The sequence below is a fragment of the Planotetraspora sp. GP83 genome, from assembly GCF_041262585.1.
In the GTDB taxonomy this organism is placed as follows: Bacteria; Actinomycetota; Actinomycetes; order Streptosporangiales; family Streptosporangiaceae; genus JAOEGB01.
Map to the genome: position 1 here is coordinate 56,315 of NZ_JBGCBZ010000032.1, position 18,627 is coordinate 74,941.

General features: G+C 68.2%; 14 protein-coding genes. 9 read left to right on the forward strand and 5 right to left on the reverse strand.

Annotated features, from left to right (window positions below):
• The first annotated feature begins 45 nt into the window (after positions 1-45).
• From ABH927_RS31350 to ABH927_RS31360, 3 genes are all read left to right on the forward strand, one after another.
• A complete protein-coding gene (locus ABH927_RS31350; RefSeq protein ID WP_370027579.1) occupies positions 46-1,026 on the forward strand; it encodes a 2-hydroxyacid dehydrogenase in 981 nt (326 codons plus the stop codon).
• A gap of 238 nt (positions 1,027-1,264) precedes the next feature.
• The gene (locus tag ABH927_RS31355; protein ID WP_370027581.1) at positions 1,265-2,614 is read left to right on the forward strand and encodes an FAD-binding oxidoreductase; all 1,350 of its coding nucleotides are present in this window, start codon (positions 1,265-1,267) and stop codon (positions 2,612-2,614) included.
• A 27-nt stretch (positions 2,615-2,641) separates the two neighbouring features.
• The gene (locus ABH927_RS31360; RefSeq protein WP_370027583.1) at positions 2,642-3,901 is read left to right on the forward strand and encodes a class I SAM-dependent methyltransferase; all 1,260 of its coding nucleotides are present in this window, start codon (positions 2,642-2,644) and stop codon (positions 3,899-3,901) included.
• 9 nt (positions 3,902-3,910) lie between these two features.
• Here the strand turns inward: ABH927_RS31360 and ABH927_RS31365 are convergent, their stop codons facing one another.
• Positions 3,911-5,437, reverse strand: a complete 1,527-nt coding sequence (locus tag ABH927_RS31365) for a long-chain fatty acid--CoA ligase (protein ID WP_370027585.1) — start codon at positions 5,435-5,437, stop codon at positions 3,911-3,913.
• A gap of 237 nt (positions 5,438-5,674) precedes the next feature.
• Between ABH927_RS31365 and ABH927_RS31370 the strand changes: the two genes are divergently transcribed.
• Together ABH927_RS31370 and ABH927_RS31375 are read left to right on the forward strand one after the other, a co-directional pair.
• The gene (locus ABH927_RS31370) at positions 5,675-6,949 is read left to right on the forward strand and encodes a cytochrome P450 (RefSeq protein WP_370027586.1); all 1,275 of its coding nucleotides are present in this window, start codon (positions 5,675-5,677) and stop codon (positions 6,947-6,949) included.
• 179 nt (positions 6,950-7,128) lie between these two features.
• Positions 7,129-8,403, forward strand: a complete 1,275-nt coding sequence (locus tag ABH927_RS31375; RefSeq protein WP_370027588.1) for a cytochrome P450 — start codon at positions 7,129-7,131, stop codon at positions 8,401-8,403.
• A gap of 16 nt (positions 8,404-8,419) precedes the next feature.
• On the opposite strand, the gene ABH927_RS31380 is transcribed toward ABH927_RS31375, so the two are convergent.
• Positions 8,420-9,628, reverse strand: a complete 1,209-nt coding sequence (locus tag ABH927_RS31380) for a hypothetical protein (protein WP_370027590.1) — start codon at positions 9,626-9,628, stop codon at positions 8,420-8,422.
• Positions 9,629-10,072: 444 nt separating this feature from the next.
• Here ABH927_RS31380 and leuS point away from each other — a divergent pair, with 444 nt between their 5' ends.
• Positions 10,073-12,535 (forward strand): leucine--tRNA ligase, encoded by a 2,463-nt coding sequence (gene leuS / locus ABH927_RS31385; RefSeq protein WP_370027592.1) that lies wholly within the window; start codon positions 10,073-10,075, stop codon positions 12,533-12,535.
• A 93-nt stretch (positions 12,536-12,628) separates the two neighbouring features.
• On the opposite strand, the gene lexA is transcribed toward leuS, so the two are convergent.
• The gene (gene lexA, locus ABH927_RS31390; protein WP_261583983.1) at positions 12,629-13,342 is read right to left on the reverse strand and encodes a transcriptional repressor LexA; all 714 of its coding nucleotides are present in this window, start codon (positions 13,340-13,342) and stop codon (positions 12,629-12,631) included.
• 209 nt (positions 13,343-13,551) lie between these two features.
• Here lexA and ABH927_RS31395 point away from each other — a divergent pair, with 209 nt between their 5' ends.
• The 3 genes from ABH927_RS31395 (at position 13,552) to ABH927_RS31405 (ending at position 17,505) form a co-directional block, all read left to right on the forward strand.
• Positions 13,552-13,902: a LysM peptidoglycan-binding domain-containing protein gene (locus tag ABH927_RS31395; RefSeq protein WP_370027594.1), complete on the forward strand. Its 351-nt coding sequence runs from the start codon at positions 13,552-13,554 to the stop codon at positions 13,900-13,902.
• 208 nt (positions 13,903-14,110) lie between these two features.
• A complete protein-coding gene (nrdR, locus tag ABH927_RS31400; RefSeq protein WP_370027595.1) occupies positions 14,111-14,575 on the forward strand; it encodes a transcriptional regulator NrdR in 465 nt (154 codons plus the stop codon).
• Positions 14,576-14,673: 98 nt separating this feature from the next.
• The gene (locus tag ABH927_RS31405; RefSeq protein WP_370027597.1) at positions 14,674-17,505 is read left to right on the forward strand and encodes a vitamin B12-dependent ribonucleotide reductase; all 2,832 of its coding nucleotides are present in this window, start codon (positions 14,674-14,676) and stop codon (positions 17,503-17,505) included.
• A gap of 73 nt (positions 17,506-17,578) precedes the next feature.
• Here ABH927_RS31405 and ABH927_RS31410 read toward each other — a convergent pair whose 3' ends face one another.
• A complete protein-coding gene (locus ABH927_RS31410; RefSeq protein WP_370027599.1) occupies positions 17,579-18,013 on the reverse strand; it encodes a YbjN domain-containing protein in 435 nt (144 codons plus the stop codon).
• A 116-nt stretch (positions 18,014-18,129) separates the two neighbouring features.
• Positions 18,130-18,546, reverse strand: a complete 417-nt coding sequence (locus tag ABH927_RS31415; protein WP_370027601.1) for a hypothetical protein — start codon at positions 18,544-18,546, stop codon at positions 18,130-18,132.
• Between the last annotated feature and the right edge of the window lie 81 nt (positions 18,547-18,627).

Genomic DNA, 18,627 nt, shown 5'->3' on the forward strand with positions numbered 1-18,627 from the left:
ATGGGTTAGTAGAACATGCTTCGGTCGCGTGGGAGACTTCGCCCTGTGACGTGGAAGCTGCTGGCGCTGCCGCCCCTGCCCGAGGACGCAGTCCGCGGACTGCTCGCGGACCTGGGCGACCGGGTCGAGGTCGCCGTCCCCGCCCACCGTGATCGCGCGGCCCTGCTCGACGCCCTGCCCGAGGCCGAGATCGTCGTCGGCGACTGGAGCGGCATGCTCGTCCTGGACGAGGAGGCCGTACGGCACGCTCCGAAGCTCGCCTTCCTGCAGCAGCCGTCGGTCGGCGTGGACGGGCACGACCTGGAGGCGCTCGCCAAGGCGGGAGTGCCGGTGTCGAACACGGCCGGGGTCAACGCCCTGTCCGTGGCCGAGTGGTGCCTCGCCGCGTCGCTCGCGCTGCTGCGGCACCTCGCCGACGGCGACCGGGAGATGCGGGCCGGGGAGTGGCCCCAGTTCACCGCGCAGCGCCGGGAGCTCGCGGGCGCCCGCGTCGGCATCGTCGGCTTCGGCCCGATCGGCGCCACCTGCGCCCGCCTGTTCGGCGCGCTCGGCTGCGACGTCTCCTACTGGTCGCGCTCGCCCAAGGCCGAGTCGTACGGCGCGGCCTACCGCGACCTCGACTCGCTGATCGCCTCCAGCGACGTGCTCGTCCTCGTCGTGCCGCTCACCGACGAGACCCGCGGCCTGCTCGACGCCGCACGGCTGGCCCGGATGCCCGCGGGATCGGTGCTGGTCAACGCCGCGAGGGGCGGGATCGTGGAGCAGGCGGCGCTGCTGGCGGCGCTGGAGTCGGGCCATCTCGCCGGGGCCGCGGTGGACGTCTACGACATCGAGCCGCTTCCCGCCGACGACCCGCTGCGCTCGTGCGGCCGGATCCTGCTGTCGCCCCACGCGGCGGCGGTGACCCCGCAGGCGATGACCCGCCTCGTCGAGTGCGTGCTCGGCAACGTGCGCGCCGCGCTCGACGGCCGGCCGGTGACCAACGTGGTCAACGGGGCCGATCCCGTCGTCTACCGGCGCCTCTGACGTAACAGGGCCAACACCGTCCCCGGGGGGTACCTGAAACGCGGAATCACGACACGATACGATCTACCGTCAGGGCACGGGCCTTCCCGGGCTTGACGAGGTGACTGGCTGGGATGCCCGATAGTTTTCGCGGGCGTAACGTGTCTAGTCTGGTCCGCGTCGTTTTCGAGGGATAGCGTGCCTAGAGGCGATCTCTATAGTCCATGGGGGTGGTGTCATGCCAGAGCGCACGGCAAGTATGACCGCCCATAGGAAGGCCGTCGAGCAGATCAGGGACTCCTACGCGGCGATCCCCGACGACGCGGCTCCCCGGCTCGCTAAGGCGACCACGAACCTGTTCCGCTTCCGTGAGCCGGCCAAGACGGCCACGCTGTCCGCCCGCGACCTGGACCAGGTGATCCAGGTGGACCCCGTCACCATGACGGCCGAGGTCCAGGGCATGACCACGTACGAGAACCTGGTGGACGCGACCCTGCCGTACGGGCTCATGCCGTACGTCGTGCCGCAGCTCAAGACGATCACGCTGGGCGGCGCGGTCACGGGTCTCGGCATCGAGTCGACCAGCTTCAAGGACGGCCTGCCGCACGAGTCCGTGGAGGAGCTGGAAATCCTCACCGGCGACGGGCGGATCGTCGTGGCGCGGGCCGACAACGAATACGCCGACCTGTTCCGGGCCTTCCCGAACTCGTACGGCACGCTCGGCTACGCCCTGCGAATCCGGATCAAGCTGGCCCGGGTCAAGCCGTACGTGAAGCTGACGCACATCCGGTTCACCGACGCCGACAAGTGCATGCTCGCCATGCAGGAGATCTGCGAGAGCCGCGAGCACGACGGCGAGCAGATCGACTTCATCGACGGCACGTTCTTCGCGCCGGACGAGCTCTACATCACGGTCGGCACGTTCGCGGACAAGGCGCCCTACGCGTCCGACTACACGGGCATGCGCATCTACTACCAGTCGATCCGCAACCGGGCGCGTGACTGGCTGACCATCCGCGACTACCTGTGGCGCTGGGACACCGACTGGTTCTGGTGCTCGCGCGCCTTCGGCGTGCAGCAGCCGCTGGTCCGGTCGCTCATTCCGCGCCGCTGGCTCCGCTCCGACGTGTACCGCAAGCTGGTCGGCCTCGACCAGCGGTACGGCCTGACCGCCCGCATCGACCGCTGGCGCGACAACCCGGTGCAGGAGTCGGTCATCCAGGACGTCGAGGTGCCGGTCGAGCGGGGAGCCGAGTTCCTCGAGTTCTTCCACAACGAGGTCGGCATGGCTCCGGTGTGGATGTGCCCGCTCAAGGACTCCGGCGAATGGTCGCTGTACCCGCTGGAGCCCGGACGGCTCTACGTCAACTTCGGCTTCTGGGGCATGGTCCCGCTGCCGCGTGGCCGGCATGACGGCTACTACAACCGGCTGATCGAGCACGCCGTACACCGGCTCGACGGCCACAAGTCGCTGTACTCGACCTCGTACTACGAACGGGACGAGTTCTGGCGGCTGTACAACGGGGACTCCTATTGGCCTGTGAAGCGCTCGTACGACCCGGGCGGGCGGCTGCTCGACCTGTACGACAAGTGTGTCCGGGGTAGGTAGGCAGTACGTGCGTGGGGAGAGGTGCACATGACTCTTGCGGAGATCTTCGAGAAGATCGTCGGCTCTGACGCGGGCGTCCAGTTCGTGGCCTACGACGGCAGCAAGGCCGGCTCGTCGGACGCGGACATCCGGATCGAGGTGAAATCTCCGATCGCGGTGGCCTACCTCGCGCAGGCACCCGGGGAGATGGGCCTCGCGAGGGCCTACATCTCCGGGCATCTCGACGTCCAGGGCGACATGTACACGCTCCTGGACCGCATGTGGTCCATCACCCTGAACGATCTGCCGCTCAGCGAGAAGATCGCCGCGATCCGCTCGCTCGGGGCCAAGCCGCTGCTGATGCGGGTCCCGCCGCCACCGCAGGAGGTGCGGCGCAGCACGCTCGCCAAGCTCGGCAGCCGCCACGCCAAGCAGCGCGACGCCGAGGCGATCCACCACCACTACGACGTGTCCAACCGCTTCTACGAGTGGGTGCTCGGGCCGTCCATGGCGTACACCTGCGCGGTCTTCCCGTCGCACGACGCGACGCTGGAGGAGGCGCAGTACGCCAAGTTCGACCTGGTGGCCAAGAAGCTCGACCTCAAGCCCGGCATGCGGCTGCTCGACGTCGGCTGCGGCTGGGGCGGCATGGTCATGCACGCGGCCCGCGAGTACGGCGTGAAGGCCCTGGGCGTCACCCTCTCCCGCCAGCAGGCCGAGTGGGCGCAGAAGGCCATCGCCGAGGCCGGGCTCTCCGAGCTCGCCGAGGTTCGCCACACGGACTACCGCGACGTCGCCGAGACCGGCTTCGACCGGGTCAGCTCGATCGGCCTGACCGAGCACATCGGCAAGGACCAGCTCCCGTCGTACTTCTCCTTCCTGTACGGCAAGCTCAAGCCGGGCGGGCGGCTGCTCAACCACTGCATCACCCGCCCGACGGGCAAGGAGAAGACGATCAACAAGGGCGGCTTCATCAACCGCTACGTCTTCCCCGACGGCGAGCTGGAGTCGGTCGGCCACCTCATCCGTGAGATGGAGGACACCGGCTTCGAGATCCGCCACGAGGAGAACCTGCGCGAGCACTACGCGCTGACGCTGCGCGAGTGGTGCGCCAACCTCGACGCCCACTGGGACGAGGCGGTCCAGGAGGTCGGGCAGGGCATCGCCCGCGTCTGGCGGCTCTACATGGCCGGCTGCGTGGTCGGCTTCGAGCGCAACAAGGTGCAGCTGCACCAGGTTCTCGGTGTCAAGCTCGACGACCAGGCCTCGGCGCAGGTCGCCCTGCGCCCGTCCCTCGACTGGCCGTGATCCCCTCCGCTAGCGGAGTTCTCGCTTGAGGATCTTGCCGGTGGCGGTCATCGGCAGGGACTCGCGGAACTCGACGATCCGCGGGTACTTGTAGGCCGCCATCGTCTCCCGGCTCCAGGCGACCAGCTGCTCCTCGGTCGCCGTGGCGCCGGGAGTGCGGATGACGTACGCCTTGATCTCCTCGCCGTGCGACTCGTGGGCCACGCCCACGACGGCGGCGAGGGAGACGGCGGGGTGCGTCAGCAGCACCTCCTCGATCTCACGCGGGTAGACGTTGAACCCGCCCCGGATGATCATGTCCTTGGCGCGGTCGACGATGTAGTAGTAGCCGTCCTCGTCGCGCCTGGCCACGTCGCCGGTGCGGAACCAGCCGTCGTTCATGACCTCCGCGGTCGCCTCCGGCCGGTTGTAGTAGCCCTTCATGATGTTGTGCCCGCGGATGGCGATCTCGCCGACGTCGGTGACCGTGTTCCAGTCGCCGTCGATGAGCCTCATCTCCACGCCCCAGATCGGGGTGCCGATCGAGCCCGCCTTGGCCGGCCTGCCGACCTGGTTGAAGGAGGCCACAGGGGAGGTCTCCGACAGCCCGTAGCCCTCCAGGATCCCGACGCCGAACGTCGCGGCGAAGTCCTTCAGCACCTCGACCGGCAGCGCGGAGCCGCCCGAGATGGCGGTGGCCAGCGAGGCGGGCGCCTTTCCGGCCCCGCTGTGGACCGCGGTCAGCAGCGCCCAGTACATCGTCGGCACCCCGGCGAACAGCGTGACCTTCTCCTCGGCCATCAGCGCGAGCGCCTCGGCCGGCTCGAAGCGCGGCATGAGGACCACGGCGGCCCGGCGCCGGAAGCCCGCATTCATGATCACGGTCTGGCCGAACGAGTGGAAGAGCGGCAGGGTGGCGAGATAGACGTCGCCGCCCTGGCGGGGGAACATCTCGTCGCTGATCATGGCGTTGATCACCATGTTCTGGTGGCTCAGCTCGGCGCCCTTGGGCCGGCCGGTGGTGCCGCTCGTGTAGAGGATCACCGCGGTGTCGTCCGGGGCTGTCTGCGCGGTCTCGAACTCGCCGGACACGCCGTCGAGGGCCGCCCAGAGGGTCTCGCCGTACGGGGACTCGGTGGCGCGCGGGGTGGCGGGCAGCACGAGGAAGTGCTCCGTCCCCGCCGCGCCCTCGAAGCCGGCGCGGCCCCGCTCGCCGAGCGGTAGCTCGGGCGTGCCCTCGAAGCAGAAGAGCGCCTTGGCCTCGGAGTCTTCGAGGTGGTAGGTGATCTCCCGCGACTGGAGCAGGACGTTGAGGGGGACGACCGTGGCGCCCGTCTTGAGGATGCCGAAGTAGACGAACGGGAAGTAGGGGAGGTTGGGGCAGGCCAGCGCCACCTTGTCCCCCTTGCCGATGCCCCGGGAGACGAGCAGGTTCGCGACCTGGTTGGCGACGGTGTTCACCAGCGAATACGTCAGGCGGAGGTCCCTCAGCACGACGGCGGTGCGGTCCGGGGTCTCCCTGGCGCTGTCCTCCAGCACGACGGACAGGTTGAGCATCGTCGCTCCCTTTCTTTCGGCCGTTCTAGTCGGCCGTTTCAGCCCATACCAACCGGTAGGTACCTCACAGTAACGGCTGGGACCCTCCCTGAGGAGGGTGATCCGCGCCAGCAAAAGCCGTACGTGATCATGCACACGCTCCCGGAGATGGTCTTTGGCCTGCGCGGACGAGGTTCGTGATCATGCACAGTGGACGAGGTCTTGACTTGACCGATTAGTCACACAAAAGTGGGCGGCATGAGCGTGACGGCCGCCATCGACCTGTCGTCGATCCCGTTCTGGGGCCTGCCACAGGCCGAGCGGCTGGACGCGTTCCGGCGGCTGCGCGCGCTGGACCGGCCCGTTTTCGTCAAGGAGAACAAGATCCCCTTCATCCGGCACGGGGCCGGCTACTACGCGCTCGTACGGCATGCCGACGTGAGCGAGGCCAGCCGGAACGCTGGGATCTTCAGCAGCGAGCCGACCGCGAACAGCATCCCGGACATGCCGAGGTGGCTGGCCGTCTACTTCGGCTCCATGATCAACATGGACGATCCGCGGCACGCGCGGCTGCGCCGCATCGTCTCGCGGGCCTTCACGCCCCGCGTCCTCGCCAAGATGGAGCAGGACCTCCAGCGGGCGGCCGAGGAGATCGTCGGAAGGGCCGTCAAGGAGGGTCCGGGGGATTTCGTCACTCAGATCGCGGCCAGACTCCCGGTCCAGGTCATCTGCGACATGATCGGCATTCCCGCGAAATATCACGACATGGTGCTCAGCCGTACGAACATGATCCTGGCCAACGCGGATGGCGAGTATTCGGGGATCGAGGTGGACTACTCCCGGCAGGACGCACCCTTCGGCCGGTGGGCCACGGCCCGCGGCCTGGTCAAGCTGCTCCGGGCGGGACACGAACTCAGCGCCCTGGCCCAGCGCCTCGGCCGGGAGCGGCGGCGGAACCCGACGGGTGACCTGACCAGCCTCCTCGTGAACGGGGAGGAGCGGCTCACCACCCAGGAGCTCGGCTCGTTCTTCATCCTGCTCGTCGTGGCGGGCAGCGAGACCACGCGCAACGCGATCACGCACGGGCTGAAGCTCCTCACCGACAACCCCGGCCAGCGCGAACTGCTCACCGGCGACTTCGAGACGCACATCGGGGGCGCGGTCGAGGAGATCATCCGCTACGCGACCCCGGTGATCCAGTTCCGCCGGACCGTCACGCGCGACCACTCGATGAACGGGCAGGACTACAAGAAAGGCGACAAGGTCCTGCTGTTCTACAACTCCGCGAACCGGGACGAGGCGGTCTTCACCGATCCCGACGTCTTCGACATCACGCGAAGCCCCAACCCGCACGTCGGCTTCGGTGGCCCCGGCCCGCACTACTGCCTCGGCGCCCATCTGGCCAGGCGCGAGATCACGGTCATGTTCCGGGAGCTGTTCGGCCGGATGCCCGAGATCCGCTCCGACGGCGAGCCGGACTATCTGCTGTCCAACTTCGTCAACGGCGTCAAGCACCTGCGCTACCAGTTCTAATCGCGTGATCACGTACGGCTTACGCCCAGGTCGGGGCGGGTGGCGGGGAATCCCTGCATGATCACGGCTGGAGGGCGCTCTGGTGGGCGTGAAGGCGCGGGAATCCGTGCATGATCACGCGGGATTGTGGCAGGATGAACCGAACGTGATTCTGGTGGCAGACCTCTCGGAGGAGCGCCATGACCACCCCGCCTGTGGAACAGGCCCGCATCAGGTCGGCCGCCGACGTCAACCTGTCCGACTGGAACTTCTGGGCCCGGTCGCAGGAGGAGCGCGAGCACGCGTTCCGGCTGCTGCGCGAGCTGGACCGGCCCGCGTTCTTCGAGGAGCCCGAGGTCACGTTCGCCCAGACGAGGGGCATCGGCTACCACGCCCTCGTCCGGCATGCCGACATCCTGGAGGCCAGCCGCAACCCCGAGGTCTTCTGCTCGGGCGACGGCGGAGCGACCAGCATCCTCGACATGCCCGCCGAGCTGGCCGAATATTTCGGCTCCATGATCAACATGGACGACCCGCGCCACGCACGGCTACGCCGCATCGTCTCCCGTGCGTTCACGCCCAGGATGATCAAGCAGTTCGAGGCCGACGTGGACGCGGCGGCCGTACGGATCGTGGACGAGCTGCTCGCCACGGGCAGCGGGTGCGACTTCGTCACCGAGGTCGCCGCGAAGCTACCCCTGAAGATCATCTGCGACATGATGGGAATCCCGGAGAGGGACTATGGTTTCGTCTTCGACCGGTCGAACATCATCCTCGGCGCCTCGGACCCGGAGTACGTCAGCGACCGTGAGGACATCGCCCACGCGCTGGTCACCGCGGGCATGGAGCTCCAGCAGCTCGTTCAGGACCTGGCCGCCCACCGGCTTGAGAACCCGACGGACGACCTGACATCCTCGCTGGTCAACGCCAACATCGACGGTGAGCGGCTGACCGCGCAGGAGCTCGGGTCGTTCTTCATCCTGCTCGTCGTCGCCGGCAACGAGACCACCCGCAACGCCATCTCGTACGGCATGCGCCTGCTCACGCTCAACCCCGGCCAGAAGCGGCTCTGGCTGGAGGACGTCGAGGGCCGCGCGGCGGGCGCGGTCGAGGAGATCGTCCGGCTGGCCGCGCCGGTCAACCTCATGCGGCGCAAGGTCACCCGCGACCACGTCATGAACGGCAACCTGTACCGGCGGGGCGAGAAGGTCGTCCTCTACTACTGGTCGGCCAACCGGGACGAGCGGGTCTTCGACGACCCGCTCCGGTTCGACATCCTCCGCGCCCCGAACCCGCACGTCGGGTTCGGCGGCCCCGGGCCGCACTTCTGCCTGGGCGCCCATCTCGCCCGCAGGGAGATCACCGTGATGTTCGGCGAGCTGCTCCGCCGCGTTCCGCGGATCGAGACCGGTGAGCCCGAGCGGCTGTTCTCCAGCTTCATCAACGGCACCAAGCACATGCGGTGCGAGTTCTGATACCGGATGACCCGCGCTAGCCGGCTCGGCGGATCGACTTGAAGACCGTGTTGATGTCGGGAAGCAGGTCGTCCTTGAGCGCGGGGACGGCCATGTAGACGATCGCGGGCAAGTCCGCGCCGGTGTTGACCGCCGCCACGAACACCGTGGTCTCCTCCTTGTCGGCCTCGACCTTGTAGGCCGCGATCAGGCCGGTCAGGCCGTTGCGGGACAGGCGCTGCTGCGCCACCTTCGTCACCTTGTTGCCCTTGGGGAACATCGTCTGCCGCGCCTGGAACATGACGGAGCTGATCACCGGAGCGAGCTTGTCCGGCGAGGTGTACCGCGTGGCCAGCGGCTGCGGGAGCGGGCCCGACAGGACCTGGGCGAACTCGGGCTTGCCCCGTGTGGTCATCCCGGCCGGGACGAACTGCCGGGTCGCGTAGCCGTACTTCGTCTTGATGTCCTGCGCGTTCTTGTCGAGCTGCCACGGGCCGCCGAGCTGGGACACCGTGATGCCCGCCGCCTCGTCGGTGACCACCCCGCTGACCGGCGAGGCCGTGCCCCTGAACCTCGGCAGCGCGGGGAACTGCGACTGGGCCTTCGGCGGCGCCGCCGACAACGTGGGCTTCGCCTCGGGGCTCGGCACGGTCTCCGCGCCGTCGTCCGACCTGAGCGGTCCCGCGACGAACGCCCAGACCAGGCCGCCCACCAGGACCACGAGCACCGTTCCGACGAGGGTGAACAGCCAGATCGGCCGGCCTCGCTCCTCGTCCTCGTACTCGTCGATCGCCTGGTAGTTCTCCCCGAAGACCGTGTTCCACAGCTCCTGCTGCCGATGCGCGGGAGGTGTCTTCGGCCCGCTGATCTGCCCCGCCGTAACGAACGGCTTGTACGGATCATCGGCCCTCGGCGGGACCGGCTGCGCCGGAGGCGCCTGGACCGGCTGCTGGGGGAACGGCTGAGCGGAATTCTGGAACGGCTGCTGGGGGTACGGCTGCGCCGGAGCCTGGAACGGTTGCGCCGGTTGCTGAGGGAACGGCTGCCGGGGGGCCTCGAACGGCGGTGCCGGGGCCTGCGGTGTGGCGCCCGTCATCGACGGCCCGGCTTCCGTCATCGGCGGTCCCGCCTCCACGAAGGAGCGGACGGTGGGGGTGAAGGAGGAGGCCGTGGAGACCTCGGGCCAGGCAGGCGGAACCTCCGGCCAGGCCGTGGCTCTCTGGGGGTCGCTGTGGTCCGAGGGCATGGCACCTCCAGAGATCATGCCCGGATTGGGGGTGCCTGGCATGATCTCATGCGACGTAGGGGCCGCCGCAGTAAAACTGGAGAATGCCGCGCGAAACTGTTCGCCCGTGGGGTCGGTCGGCGGGTCCTGCATCGGCAGGTCCGACGACGGAAAAGGGTTGGCCACAGCGATGACAGTAAACTAAAGGGACAGAAGACCTCACAACGGATCTATCACCATCGCGTATCGTGGTTTGACTTACGGCGTCAGCGCCGATAATCGGTCGCCGACCTGGTTGTCGGCTGCGCTAGGCTTGAGCCGCGTGCCGCGACCCTGCTTATTGGGCAGCTATCTCAGAAGTCGGCATGAGATCGCGCAAACGCAGGCTGCCCCTCGTGCCGAGCGGGGGGCTCTGTTGTGAGCAGGCGTCTTCATGTTCGATCAGCAGCCGCGCGAGGAGTGGAAGTGGACGAGCCGGTGTACGACCCGCAGGCGCTGCAGGCCAAGTGGCTGCAGCGGTGGGAGGAGCTGAACCCCTTCGCCGCGGTCGACGATCTCGCCGACACCAGGCCGCGCAGGTACATGCTCGACATGTTCCCCTACCCCTCGGGCGACCTTCACATGGGTCACGGCGAGGTCTTCGCCATCGGCGACGTCGTCGCGCGCTACTGGTTTCAGAAGGGCTACAACGTTCTGCACCCCATCGGGTGGGACTCCTTCGGCCTGCCCGCCGAGAACGCGGCGATCCGGCGCGACGCCCACCCGGCCGAGTGGACCTACGCCAACATCGAGACCCAGGCGAACTCGTTCAAGCGGTACGGCATCTCCTTCGACTGGTCTCGCCGCCTGCACACCAGCGACCCGGAGTACTACCACTGGAATCAGTGGCTGTTCATCCGCTTCTTCGAGCGGGGCCTGGCCTACCGCAAGGGCGGCCTGGTCAACTGGTGCCCCAACGACCAGACTGTGCTGGCCAACGAGCAGGTGGTCGCGGGCAGGTGCGAGCGGTGTGGCGCCGAGGTGGTCCGCCGCGAGCTGACCCAGTGGTACTTCAAGATCACTGACTATGCCGACCGGCTGCTAGACGACATGGCACAGCTGGAGGGCGGCTGGCCGGAGCGCATTCTGACCATGCAGCGCAACTGGATCGGCCGCTCCACGGGCGCGGACGTCCAGTTCCAGATCGAGGGCCGCGACGAGCCGGTCACCGTCTACACGACGCGCCCCGACACGCTGTACGGCGCGACCTTCTTCGTGGTGGCCGCCGACGCGCCGCTGGCCGAGGAGATCGTCGCTCCCGGGCGGCGCGAGGCCCTGGCCGCCTACAAGGCCGAGGTCGCCAAGCTCTCCGACATCGAGCGCCTGTCGACCGAGAAGGAGAAGACCGGCGTCTTCCTGGGCACCTACGCCATCAATCCGGTCAACGGCGAGCGCATCCCGGTCTGGGCCGCCGACTACGTGCTGTCGGACTACGGCCACGGCGCCATCATGGCGGTGCCGGCCCACGACCAGCGCGACCTCGACTTCGCCCTGAAGTTCGGCCTGCCCGTGCAGGTCGTTGTGCACACCGGGCTGGCCGACCCGGGGGAGACGGGCGTCGCCACGCCGGGCGAGGGCACCCTGGTCAACTCCGGCCCGCTCGACGGGCTGTCCAAGGACGAGGCGATCCAGCGGATCATCGAGGTCCTGGCCGAGCGCCGCACCGGCAAGGCGGCCGTCAACTTCCGGCTGCGCGACTGGCTGCTGTCGCGTCAGCGGTTCTGGGGCACCCCGATCCCGATCATCCACTGCCCCGACTGCGGCGAGGTCCCGGTCCCGGACGACCAACTGCCCGTCACGCTGCCCGACCTGCGCGGCGCCGACCTCAAGCCCAAGGGCGTCTCGCCGCTGGCCGGCGCCACCGACTGGGTCAACGTGGAGTGCCCCAAGTGCTCCGGCCCCGCCCAGCGGGACACCGACACGATGGACACCTTCGTCGACTCCTCGTGGTACTACCTGCGGTATGTCGACCCCCACTACACCGGCGGGCCGTTCGACGTCGAGAAGGTGCGCCTGTGGGGCCCGATCGACCAGTACATCGGCGGGCAGGAGCACGCGGTGCTCCACCTGCTGTACACCCGGTTCTTCACCAAGGTCCTGCACGACATGGGCATGGTGGACTTCAGCGAGCCCTTCCTGCGGCTGCTGAACCAGGGGCAGGTCATCAACCAGGGCAAGGCCATGTCCAAGTCGCTGGGCAACGGCGTGGACCTGGGCCAGCAGATCGACGCGTTCGGCGTGGACGCCGTCAGGCTCACGATGCTGTTCGCCGGGCCGCCCGAGGACGACATCGACTGGGCCGACGTCTCGGCTGCCGCGTCGCAGAAGTTCCTGGCCCGCGCGTTCCGGGTGATGACGGAAGCCGGCGCGGCCTCGGCCCCAAGTGTGGACTTCTCCACCGGTGACCTGGCGCTGCGCAAGGTCACCCATCGGGCGATCGACGAGGTCACCAGGCTCATCGAGAGCTACCACTTCAACGTCGCGGTGGCCCGCATGATGCAGCTGACCTCGGCCGCCCGTAAGGCGATCGACTCGGGGCCCGGCGCCGCCGATCCGGCCGTCCGAGAGGCCGCTGAGGCGCTGGCGGTCATGCTGTCGCTGATCACGCCGTACGTGGCGGAGGAGGGCTGGGAGCGGCTCGGCCACGGGCCGTCGGTCGCCAGGGCCGGATGGCCGGTCGCGGAGCCCGCGCTGCTGGTGCGGGAGTCGGTCACGGCGGTCGTTCAGGTGGCCGGCAAGGTCCGTGACCGCTTGGAGGTCTCGCCGGACATCTCGGACGCCGACCTGCAGGCGCTGGCCCTGGCCTCGGACAAGGTCCAGCCGTACCTGGACGGGGCGCCCCGCAACGTGATCGTCCGCGCCCCGAAGCTGGTCAACATCGTGCCGTGATGCTTGGCACGGGGTAAGCCGGCATCAGCAAGCTGGCACAGTGCTCCGCGGTGACGCCATGATGACGTGGTGCCGCCGCGGAGCGGTGCAGGGCTACAGCTTGCGCAGGACCGCGGTGACCTTGCCCAGGACGGTGGCCTCGTCGCCGGGGATCGGCTCGTAGCTCGGGTTGTGCGGCACCAGCCACACGTGCCCGTCCTTGCGCTTGAACGTCTTGACCGTGGCCTCGCCGTCGATCATGGCGGCCACGATGTCGCCGTTGTCCGCGACCGGCTGCTGCCGGACGACGACCCAGTCGCCGTCGGCGATCGCCGCCTCGATCATCGAATCGCCGGTCACCTGGAGCAGGAACAGCGTGCCCTCGCCGACGAGCTGCTTCGGCAGGGCGAACACGTCCTCGATGCTCTGCTCGGCCAGGATCGGGCCACCGGCGGCGATGCGGCCCACAAGCGGAACGTAGGCCGCCGTGGGGCGGTTGAAGCCGCTGTCCTCCTCCGCGGCGTCCGGATCCACCCACAGCACCGGCTCGCCCGGCAACCGGACCTCCAGGGCCCTCGGCCGGTGCGGGTCGCGGCGCAGGTAGCCCTTGCGCTGGAGCGCGGTGAGCTGATGCGACACGCTGGAGGTGCTGGTCAACTGGACCGCCTCCCCGATCTCCCGCATCGACGGCGGGTAGCCGCGCTGCTGGACCGAGTCGCGGATCACCTCAAGGATCTTGCGCTGCCTCGGGGTGAGACCAAGCGAGTCCCGCCTGCGCACGGCGAGGTCGCCGACGCTCTGATCTTGCGCACTTCGGTCACTCACGATGCCACCTCTCAATCCGTGTTCCTCAAGTCGCACAGAGCGACCGTACCGCGATTCAAGATCATTATCAAACAATTGTTCGATTGTCCTCGAAATCGTCGGCGTCGTGGTGTACAACATCGTACGGGAGTTCGATCGACATCGTGTTCGATTTTCCGATCTTCTTCGTGACTGTGTCCGCGCAGCTCAGGAAACAGTTCCGGGAGGTAGTCATGCGACCGGTCCCCAGTCCCGTCCCCAAACGTCCCGACCCCCCGCTGCGCCTCACCCGGCGCGGCAAGATCGTGCTGGTCACCGTGGTCACGGCCCTCGCGCTCGGCGTGCTCTGGCTGGGCACCCACGCCGCCGTGACCGCCTCCAGTGGCCCCGCCTCGCCCGCCCGGAGCGGCCTGCCGTACGTCACCGTCCAGCGGGGTGACACGCTCTGGAAGATCGCCGACGCCGTCAGTGAGGGGGACGACCCCGCCCCGTTTGTCCGGCAGATCATGAACCTCAACGGCTTATCCGACTCGCTCATCCAGCCCGGCACCCGGCTCTATCTCCCGAGCGGGATGCCCGGCTAGTCTCTCGCGCCCGGAACCCTCCGGCCTGAGGGTGGCCTCCCACTCCGCCGCGACACGCTGGCTGAACAGCGACTTCGGGTGCGAGGGGCGCTTCGACTTGCGTTCATGGACGGGCACTTCTACGGTTGGACCACAACATCTAGTAGTCACATCGATGTAAGTTCACCACAGCTTGTGGTTGCGGTGTGCGTTCATGGGAGGCGATGGCATGCACTGTCCGTTCTGTCGCCACCCGGACACGCGGGTCGTGGACAGCCGATCGACCGAAGACGGGGCGGCCATCCGCCGTCGGCGCACGTGCCCCGAGTGCGGGCGCAGGTTCACCACCCAGGAGACCGTCCTGCTCATGGTGAGCAAACGCAGCGGGGTCACCGAGCCCTTCTCGCGCGACAAGGTCATCGCCGGGGTACGGCGGGCCTGCCAGGGACGCCCGGTCAGCGAGGATTCGCTGGCGCAGCTCGGGCAGCGTGTAGAGGAGAGCATCCGGGGCACGGGAGCGGCCGAGATCGCCTCGCACGAGGTGGGGCTCGCCATCCTCGGCCCGCTGCGCGATCTCGACGAGGTCGCCTATCTCCGGTTCGCATCGGTCTACCGCGGGTTCGAGACGCTGGCCGACTTCGAGGCGGAGATCGAGCAGCTCAGGGTGGCTCGAACCGCGCCGAGCGAGCAGTAGGACGCCCCCTGCGCCGGGGACCGGCCGGCGCGACGATGTGGTTATGAAGACACGTGGTCCGACACCAGGGGCTCCAGCGGCCCTAGGAGGGGGAAGTCATGACGGAAGTGAACGGCACCGTGACGGGGTCGGGGGGCGCGGTGGCCGGAGGCCGTAAGCGCGCGCGCAAGGGTCTCAAGATGAAGCGCATCTTCACGACCGCCGGAGTGCACCCGTACGACGAGGTCCGCTGGGAGCGTCGCGACGTCGTGATGACGAACTGGCGCGACGGCTCGGTGAACTTCGAGCAGCACGGCGTGGAGTTCCCCGAGTTCTGGTCGGTCAACGCGGCCAACATCGTGACGACCAAATACTTCCGCGGGGCCGTCGGCACGCCGCAGCGCGAGTGGAGCCTCAAGCAACTCGTCGACCGGGTCGTGGGCGTCTACACCCGGACCGGTGTCGAGCACGGCTACTTCGCCGGCGACGAGGACGCCGAGATCTTCGACCACGAGCTCAAGCACGCCCTGATCCACCAGATCTTCAGCTTCAACTCCCCGGTGTGGTTCAACGTCGGCACGCTCTCCCCCCAGCAGGTGTCGGCCTGTTTCATCCTCGCCGTCGACGACCAGATGGAGTCGATCCTCGACTGGTACAAGGAAGAGGGTGTGATCTTCAAGGGCGGCTCGGGCTCGGGAGTCAACCTCTCCCGCATCCGGTCGTCCAAGGAACTGCTGTCCAGCGGTGGCACGGCCAGCGGCCCGGTCTCCTTCATGCGCGGCGCCGACGCCTCCGCTGGGACCATCAAGTCGGGCGGCGCGACCCGCAGGGCCGCCAAGATGGTCGTCCTCGACGTCGACCACCCCGACATCGAGGAGTTCATCGAGACCAAGGCGCGCGAGGAGGACAAGATCCGCGCGCTGCGCGACGCCGGGTTCGACATGGACCTCGGCGGCAAGGACATCGTGTCCGTGCAGTACCAGAACGCCAACAACTCGGTCCGCGTCTCCGACGAGTTCATGCGCGCCGTCGAGGCCGGCGGCAAGTTCGGCCTGCGCGCCCGCCTGACCGGCGAGGTCATCGAGGAGGTCGACGCGAAGTCGCTCTTCCGCAAGATGGCCCAGGCCGCGTGGGAGTGCGCCGACCCCGGCCTGCAGTACGACGACACGATCAACGACTGGCACACCTGCCCCGAGACCGGGCGGATCACGGCCAGCAACCCCTGCTCGGAATACCTCCACCTCGACAACTCGTCCTGCAACCTGGCGTCGATCAACCTGCTGAAGTTCCTGCGCGAGGACGACACCTTCGACATCCCGAACTTCGTGAAGCTGACCGAGCTGATCATCACGGCGATGGACATCTCGATCACCTTCGCGGACTTCCCGACGGAGAAGATCGGCGAGACGACCCGCGCCTACCGCCAGCTCGGCATCGGCTACGCCAACCTCGGGGCGCTGCTCATGGCCACCGGCCACGCGTACGACTCGGACGGCGGACGGGCCGTCGCCGCCGCGATCACCTCGCTGATGACCGGCGCCTCCTACCGCCGCTCGGCCGAACTGGCCGGGATCGTCGGGCCGTACGACGGCTATCAGCGCAACGCGGAGCCGCACAAGCGGGTCATGCGCAAGCACGCGGCGGCCAACGACGACCTGCGCACGCTCAACGACATGGACAAGACCATCCACGCCGAGGCGACCCGGCAGTGGCAGGAGTGCCTCAGGCTCGGCGAGAAGAACGGCTACCGCAACGCCCAGGCGTCGCTGCTCGCCCCGACCGGCACGATCGGCCTGATGATGGACTGCGACACCACCGGCATCGAGCCCGACCTGGCGCTGGTCAAGTTCAAGAAGCTCGTCGGCGGCGGCTCCATGCAGATCGTCAACCAGACGATTCCGCGTGCGCTCCGGCAGCTCGGCTACCAGGAGGAGCAGGTCGAGGCGATCGTCGAGTACATCGCCGAGCACGGCCACGTGGTCGACGCCCCCGGGCTCAGGACCGAGCACTACGAGGTGTTCGACTGCGCCATGGGCGAGCGGGCCATCGCCCCCATGGGCCACGTCCGCATGATGGCGGCCGCCCAGCCGTTCCTGTCCGGCGCGATCTCCAAGACGGTCAACCTGCCCGAGACGGCCACCGTCGACGAGATCGAGCAGGTCTACCTGGAGGGCTGGAAGATGGGCCTCAAGGCCCTGGCCGTCTACCGCGACAACTGCAAGGTCGGCCAGCCGCTGTCCGCCGCGAAGAAGCCCTCCGAGGAGCCCGAGCCCGCCCCCGTGCAGGTCATCGAGGTGCCGCGGCCGACCCGCCGCCGGATGCCGAACCAGCGGCCCAGCCTGACCACGCGCTTCACCGTCGGCGGCGCCAAGGGCTACATGACCGCCTCGTCCTACCCGGACGACGGCCTCGGAGAGGTCTTCCTGAAGATGTCCAAGCAGGGCTCGACCCTCGCGGGCGTCATGGACGCGTTCTCCGTGGCCATCTCGATCGGCCTGCAATACGGCGTGCCGCTGGACACCTACGTCCAGAAGTTCGTCAACATGCGGTTCGAGCCGGCCGGCATGACCGACGACCCGGACGTCCGGATGGCGCAGTCCGTCATGGACTACATCTTCCGGCGGCTCGCGCTCGACTACCTGCCGTACGAGGACCGCGCGGCGCTCGGCATCTTCTCGGCCTCCGAGCGTGCCGCCCAGCAGCGCGGCGAGGACCCGGCGGCCCTCCAAGAGGTAGTGGACACCGCCGCGCTGGCCCAGTCCGCGCCGATCGAGGAGAAGCCCAAGGCTGTCTCCGTCGCCGATCCTCAGCGGGCGGGGGTCACCTCGCTGGAGAGCCACCAGGGCCGTACGGCCGACGCCCCGCTGTGCATGACCTGCGGCACGAAGATGCGCCCGGCGGGTAGCTGCTACGTCTGCGAGGGCTGCGGCAGCACCAGCGGCTGCAGCTGACGGCTGGTTTCAGCAGAGGGCCGGTCTCGGGCTCGGGCGGCAACTTCGCCGGGAGTCCGGGCCGGCTTTCCCGTTATTCTGCTTCGAAGGCGAGCCGGTCGGTGAGCCAGCGATGAAACTTGATCGCGAACCTGACCCAGTGGGCGATAACCGTAGTGAGATGCTCCCGCGTGACACCGGCGCCGATGTAGAGCTGTGAGTCGCCGATGACCCGGATGAGCCCGCTGTCGGGCGTGAAGGCGTAGACCTTCGGCCACATGGTGTCCGCGTTCCACTCGTTCAGCGCGGTGAGCAGCATCGGCTTCTCGTCGACCGAGTAGTGCCTGTCGTAGAAGGTGCGGATCGTGAACAGATCGCCCTCGGAGCCGAACAGGAAGAAGACCGTGAGCGCGGCGGTGGAGATCGCGATGTCGCCCTCGGCGTCGGTGGTGTGCTCGAGCTCCAGCTCGTCGAGGATCTGCTTGATGAGCTCCTGGTCCGGCTGGACGACCGCTGGGGAAGGGGTCACGGATACATCCTGCACCATCGGACCGTCAATAAGCCGGTAGTCCTGGGGAAGGACTTCACGGCGCCTCCCGTGATCGCCCGGGAGGGGTGGCATGGCGGTGTTCCCGGCCTCCAGGGTCAGAAGGGTGGGATGTCCGCGCCTGGGTCTATCGGCTGCTTCCCGGGTGGACGCAGTTCCTCTGCCGCTCCCTCCTCATCGGCCGCTTTCTGGTCGGCGGGCGTGGGCTGGGTGCCGGGCGGCTGCTGGGGCTGCGTTTCTTCGAGCCATGCTGGGCCGTATTCCCAGGTGGAGGGCAGTGGAAGGTCGTTTTCCGACGTGGTTTCCGGGATTTGCGGGATGGTGGGGGTGATCGGTTCGGGGAGGGGTTCGATGATGGGTGGTGGTGTGACCGGGTAGTGGTGGCCGGTGCGGCTGATCCAGGTGAGGTGGCCGGGTTGGGGTTGGATGAGGCGCCAGCCGTGGTCGCGGAGGTCGTGGTCGTGTGCGCAGGCGGCGCCGAGGTTGGCGTTGGTGGTCGGTCTGTCCCGCGTCAAGATGTTGGCTCAAATGATCCGGTCTGAAAGTTGGGGATGCAGGTTCGGGTCGGTGTAGACCTCGATCGGGCGGTGTCCGCC

Excerpts from the sequence above, each read along its gene's own strand:
- ABH927_RS31355 (WP_370027581.1), top strand. The coding sequence starts at position 1,265 with ATGACCGCCCATAGGAAGGCCGTCGAGCAGATCAGGGACTCCTACGCG.
- ABH927_RS31360 (WP_370027583.1), top strand. The coding sequence starts at position 2,642 with ATGACTCTTGCGGAGATCTTCGAGAAGATCGTCGGCTCTGACGCGGGC.
- ABH927_RS31365 (WP_370027585.1), bottom strand. The coding sequence starts at position 5,437 with ATGCTCAACCTGTCCGTCGTGCTGGAGGACAGCGCCAGGGAGACCCCG.
- ABH927_RS31370 (WP_370027586.1), top strand. The coding sequence starts at position 5,675 with ATGAGCGTGACGGCCGCCATCGACCTGTCGTCGATCCCGTTCTGGGGC.
- ABH927_RS31375 (WP_370027588.1), top strand. The coding sequence starts at position 7,129 with ATGACCACCCCGCCTGTGGAACAGGCCCGCATCAGGTCGGCCGCCGAC.
- ABH927_RS31380 (WP_370027590.1), bottom strand. The coding sequence starts at position 9,628 with ATGCCCTCGGACCACAGCGACCCCCAGAGAGCCACGGCCTGGCCGGAG.
- ABH927_RS31395 (WP_370027594.1), top strand. The coding sequence starts at position 13,552 with ATGCGACCGGTCCCCAGTCCCGTCCCCAAACGTCCCGACCCCCCGCTG.
- nrdR (WP_370027595.1), top strand. The coding sequence starts at position 14,111 with ATGCACTGTCCGTTCTGTCGCCACCCGGACACGCGGGTCGTGGACAGC.
- ABH927_RS31405 (WP_370027597.1), top strand. The coding sequence starts at position 14,674 with ATGACGGAAGTGAACGGCACCGTGACGGGGTCGGGGGGCGCGGTGGCC.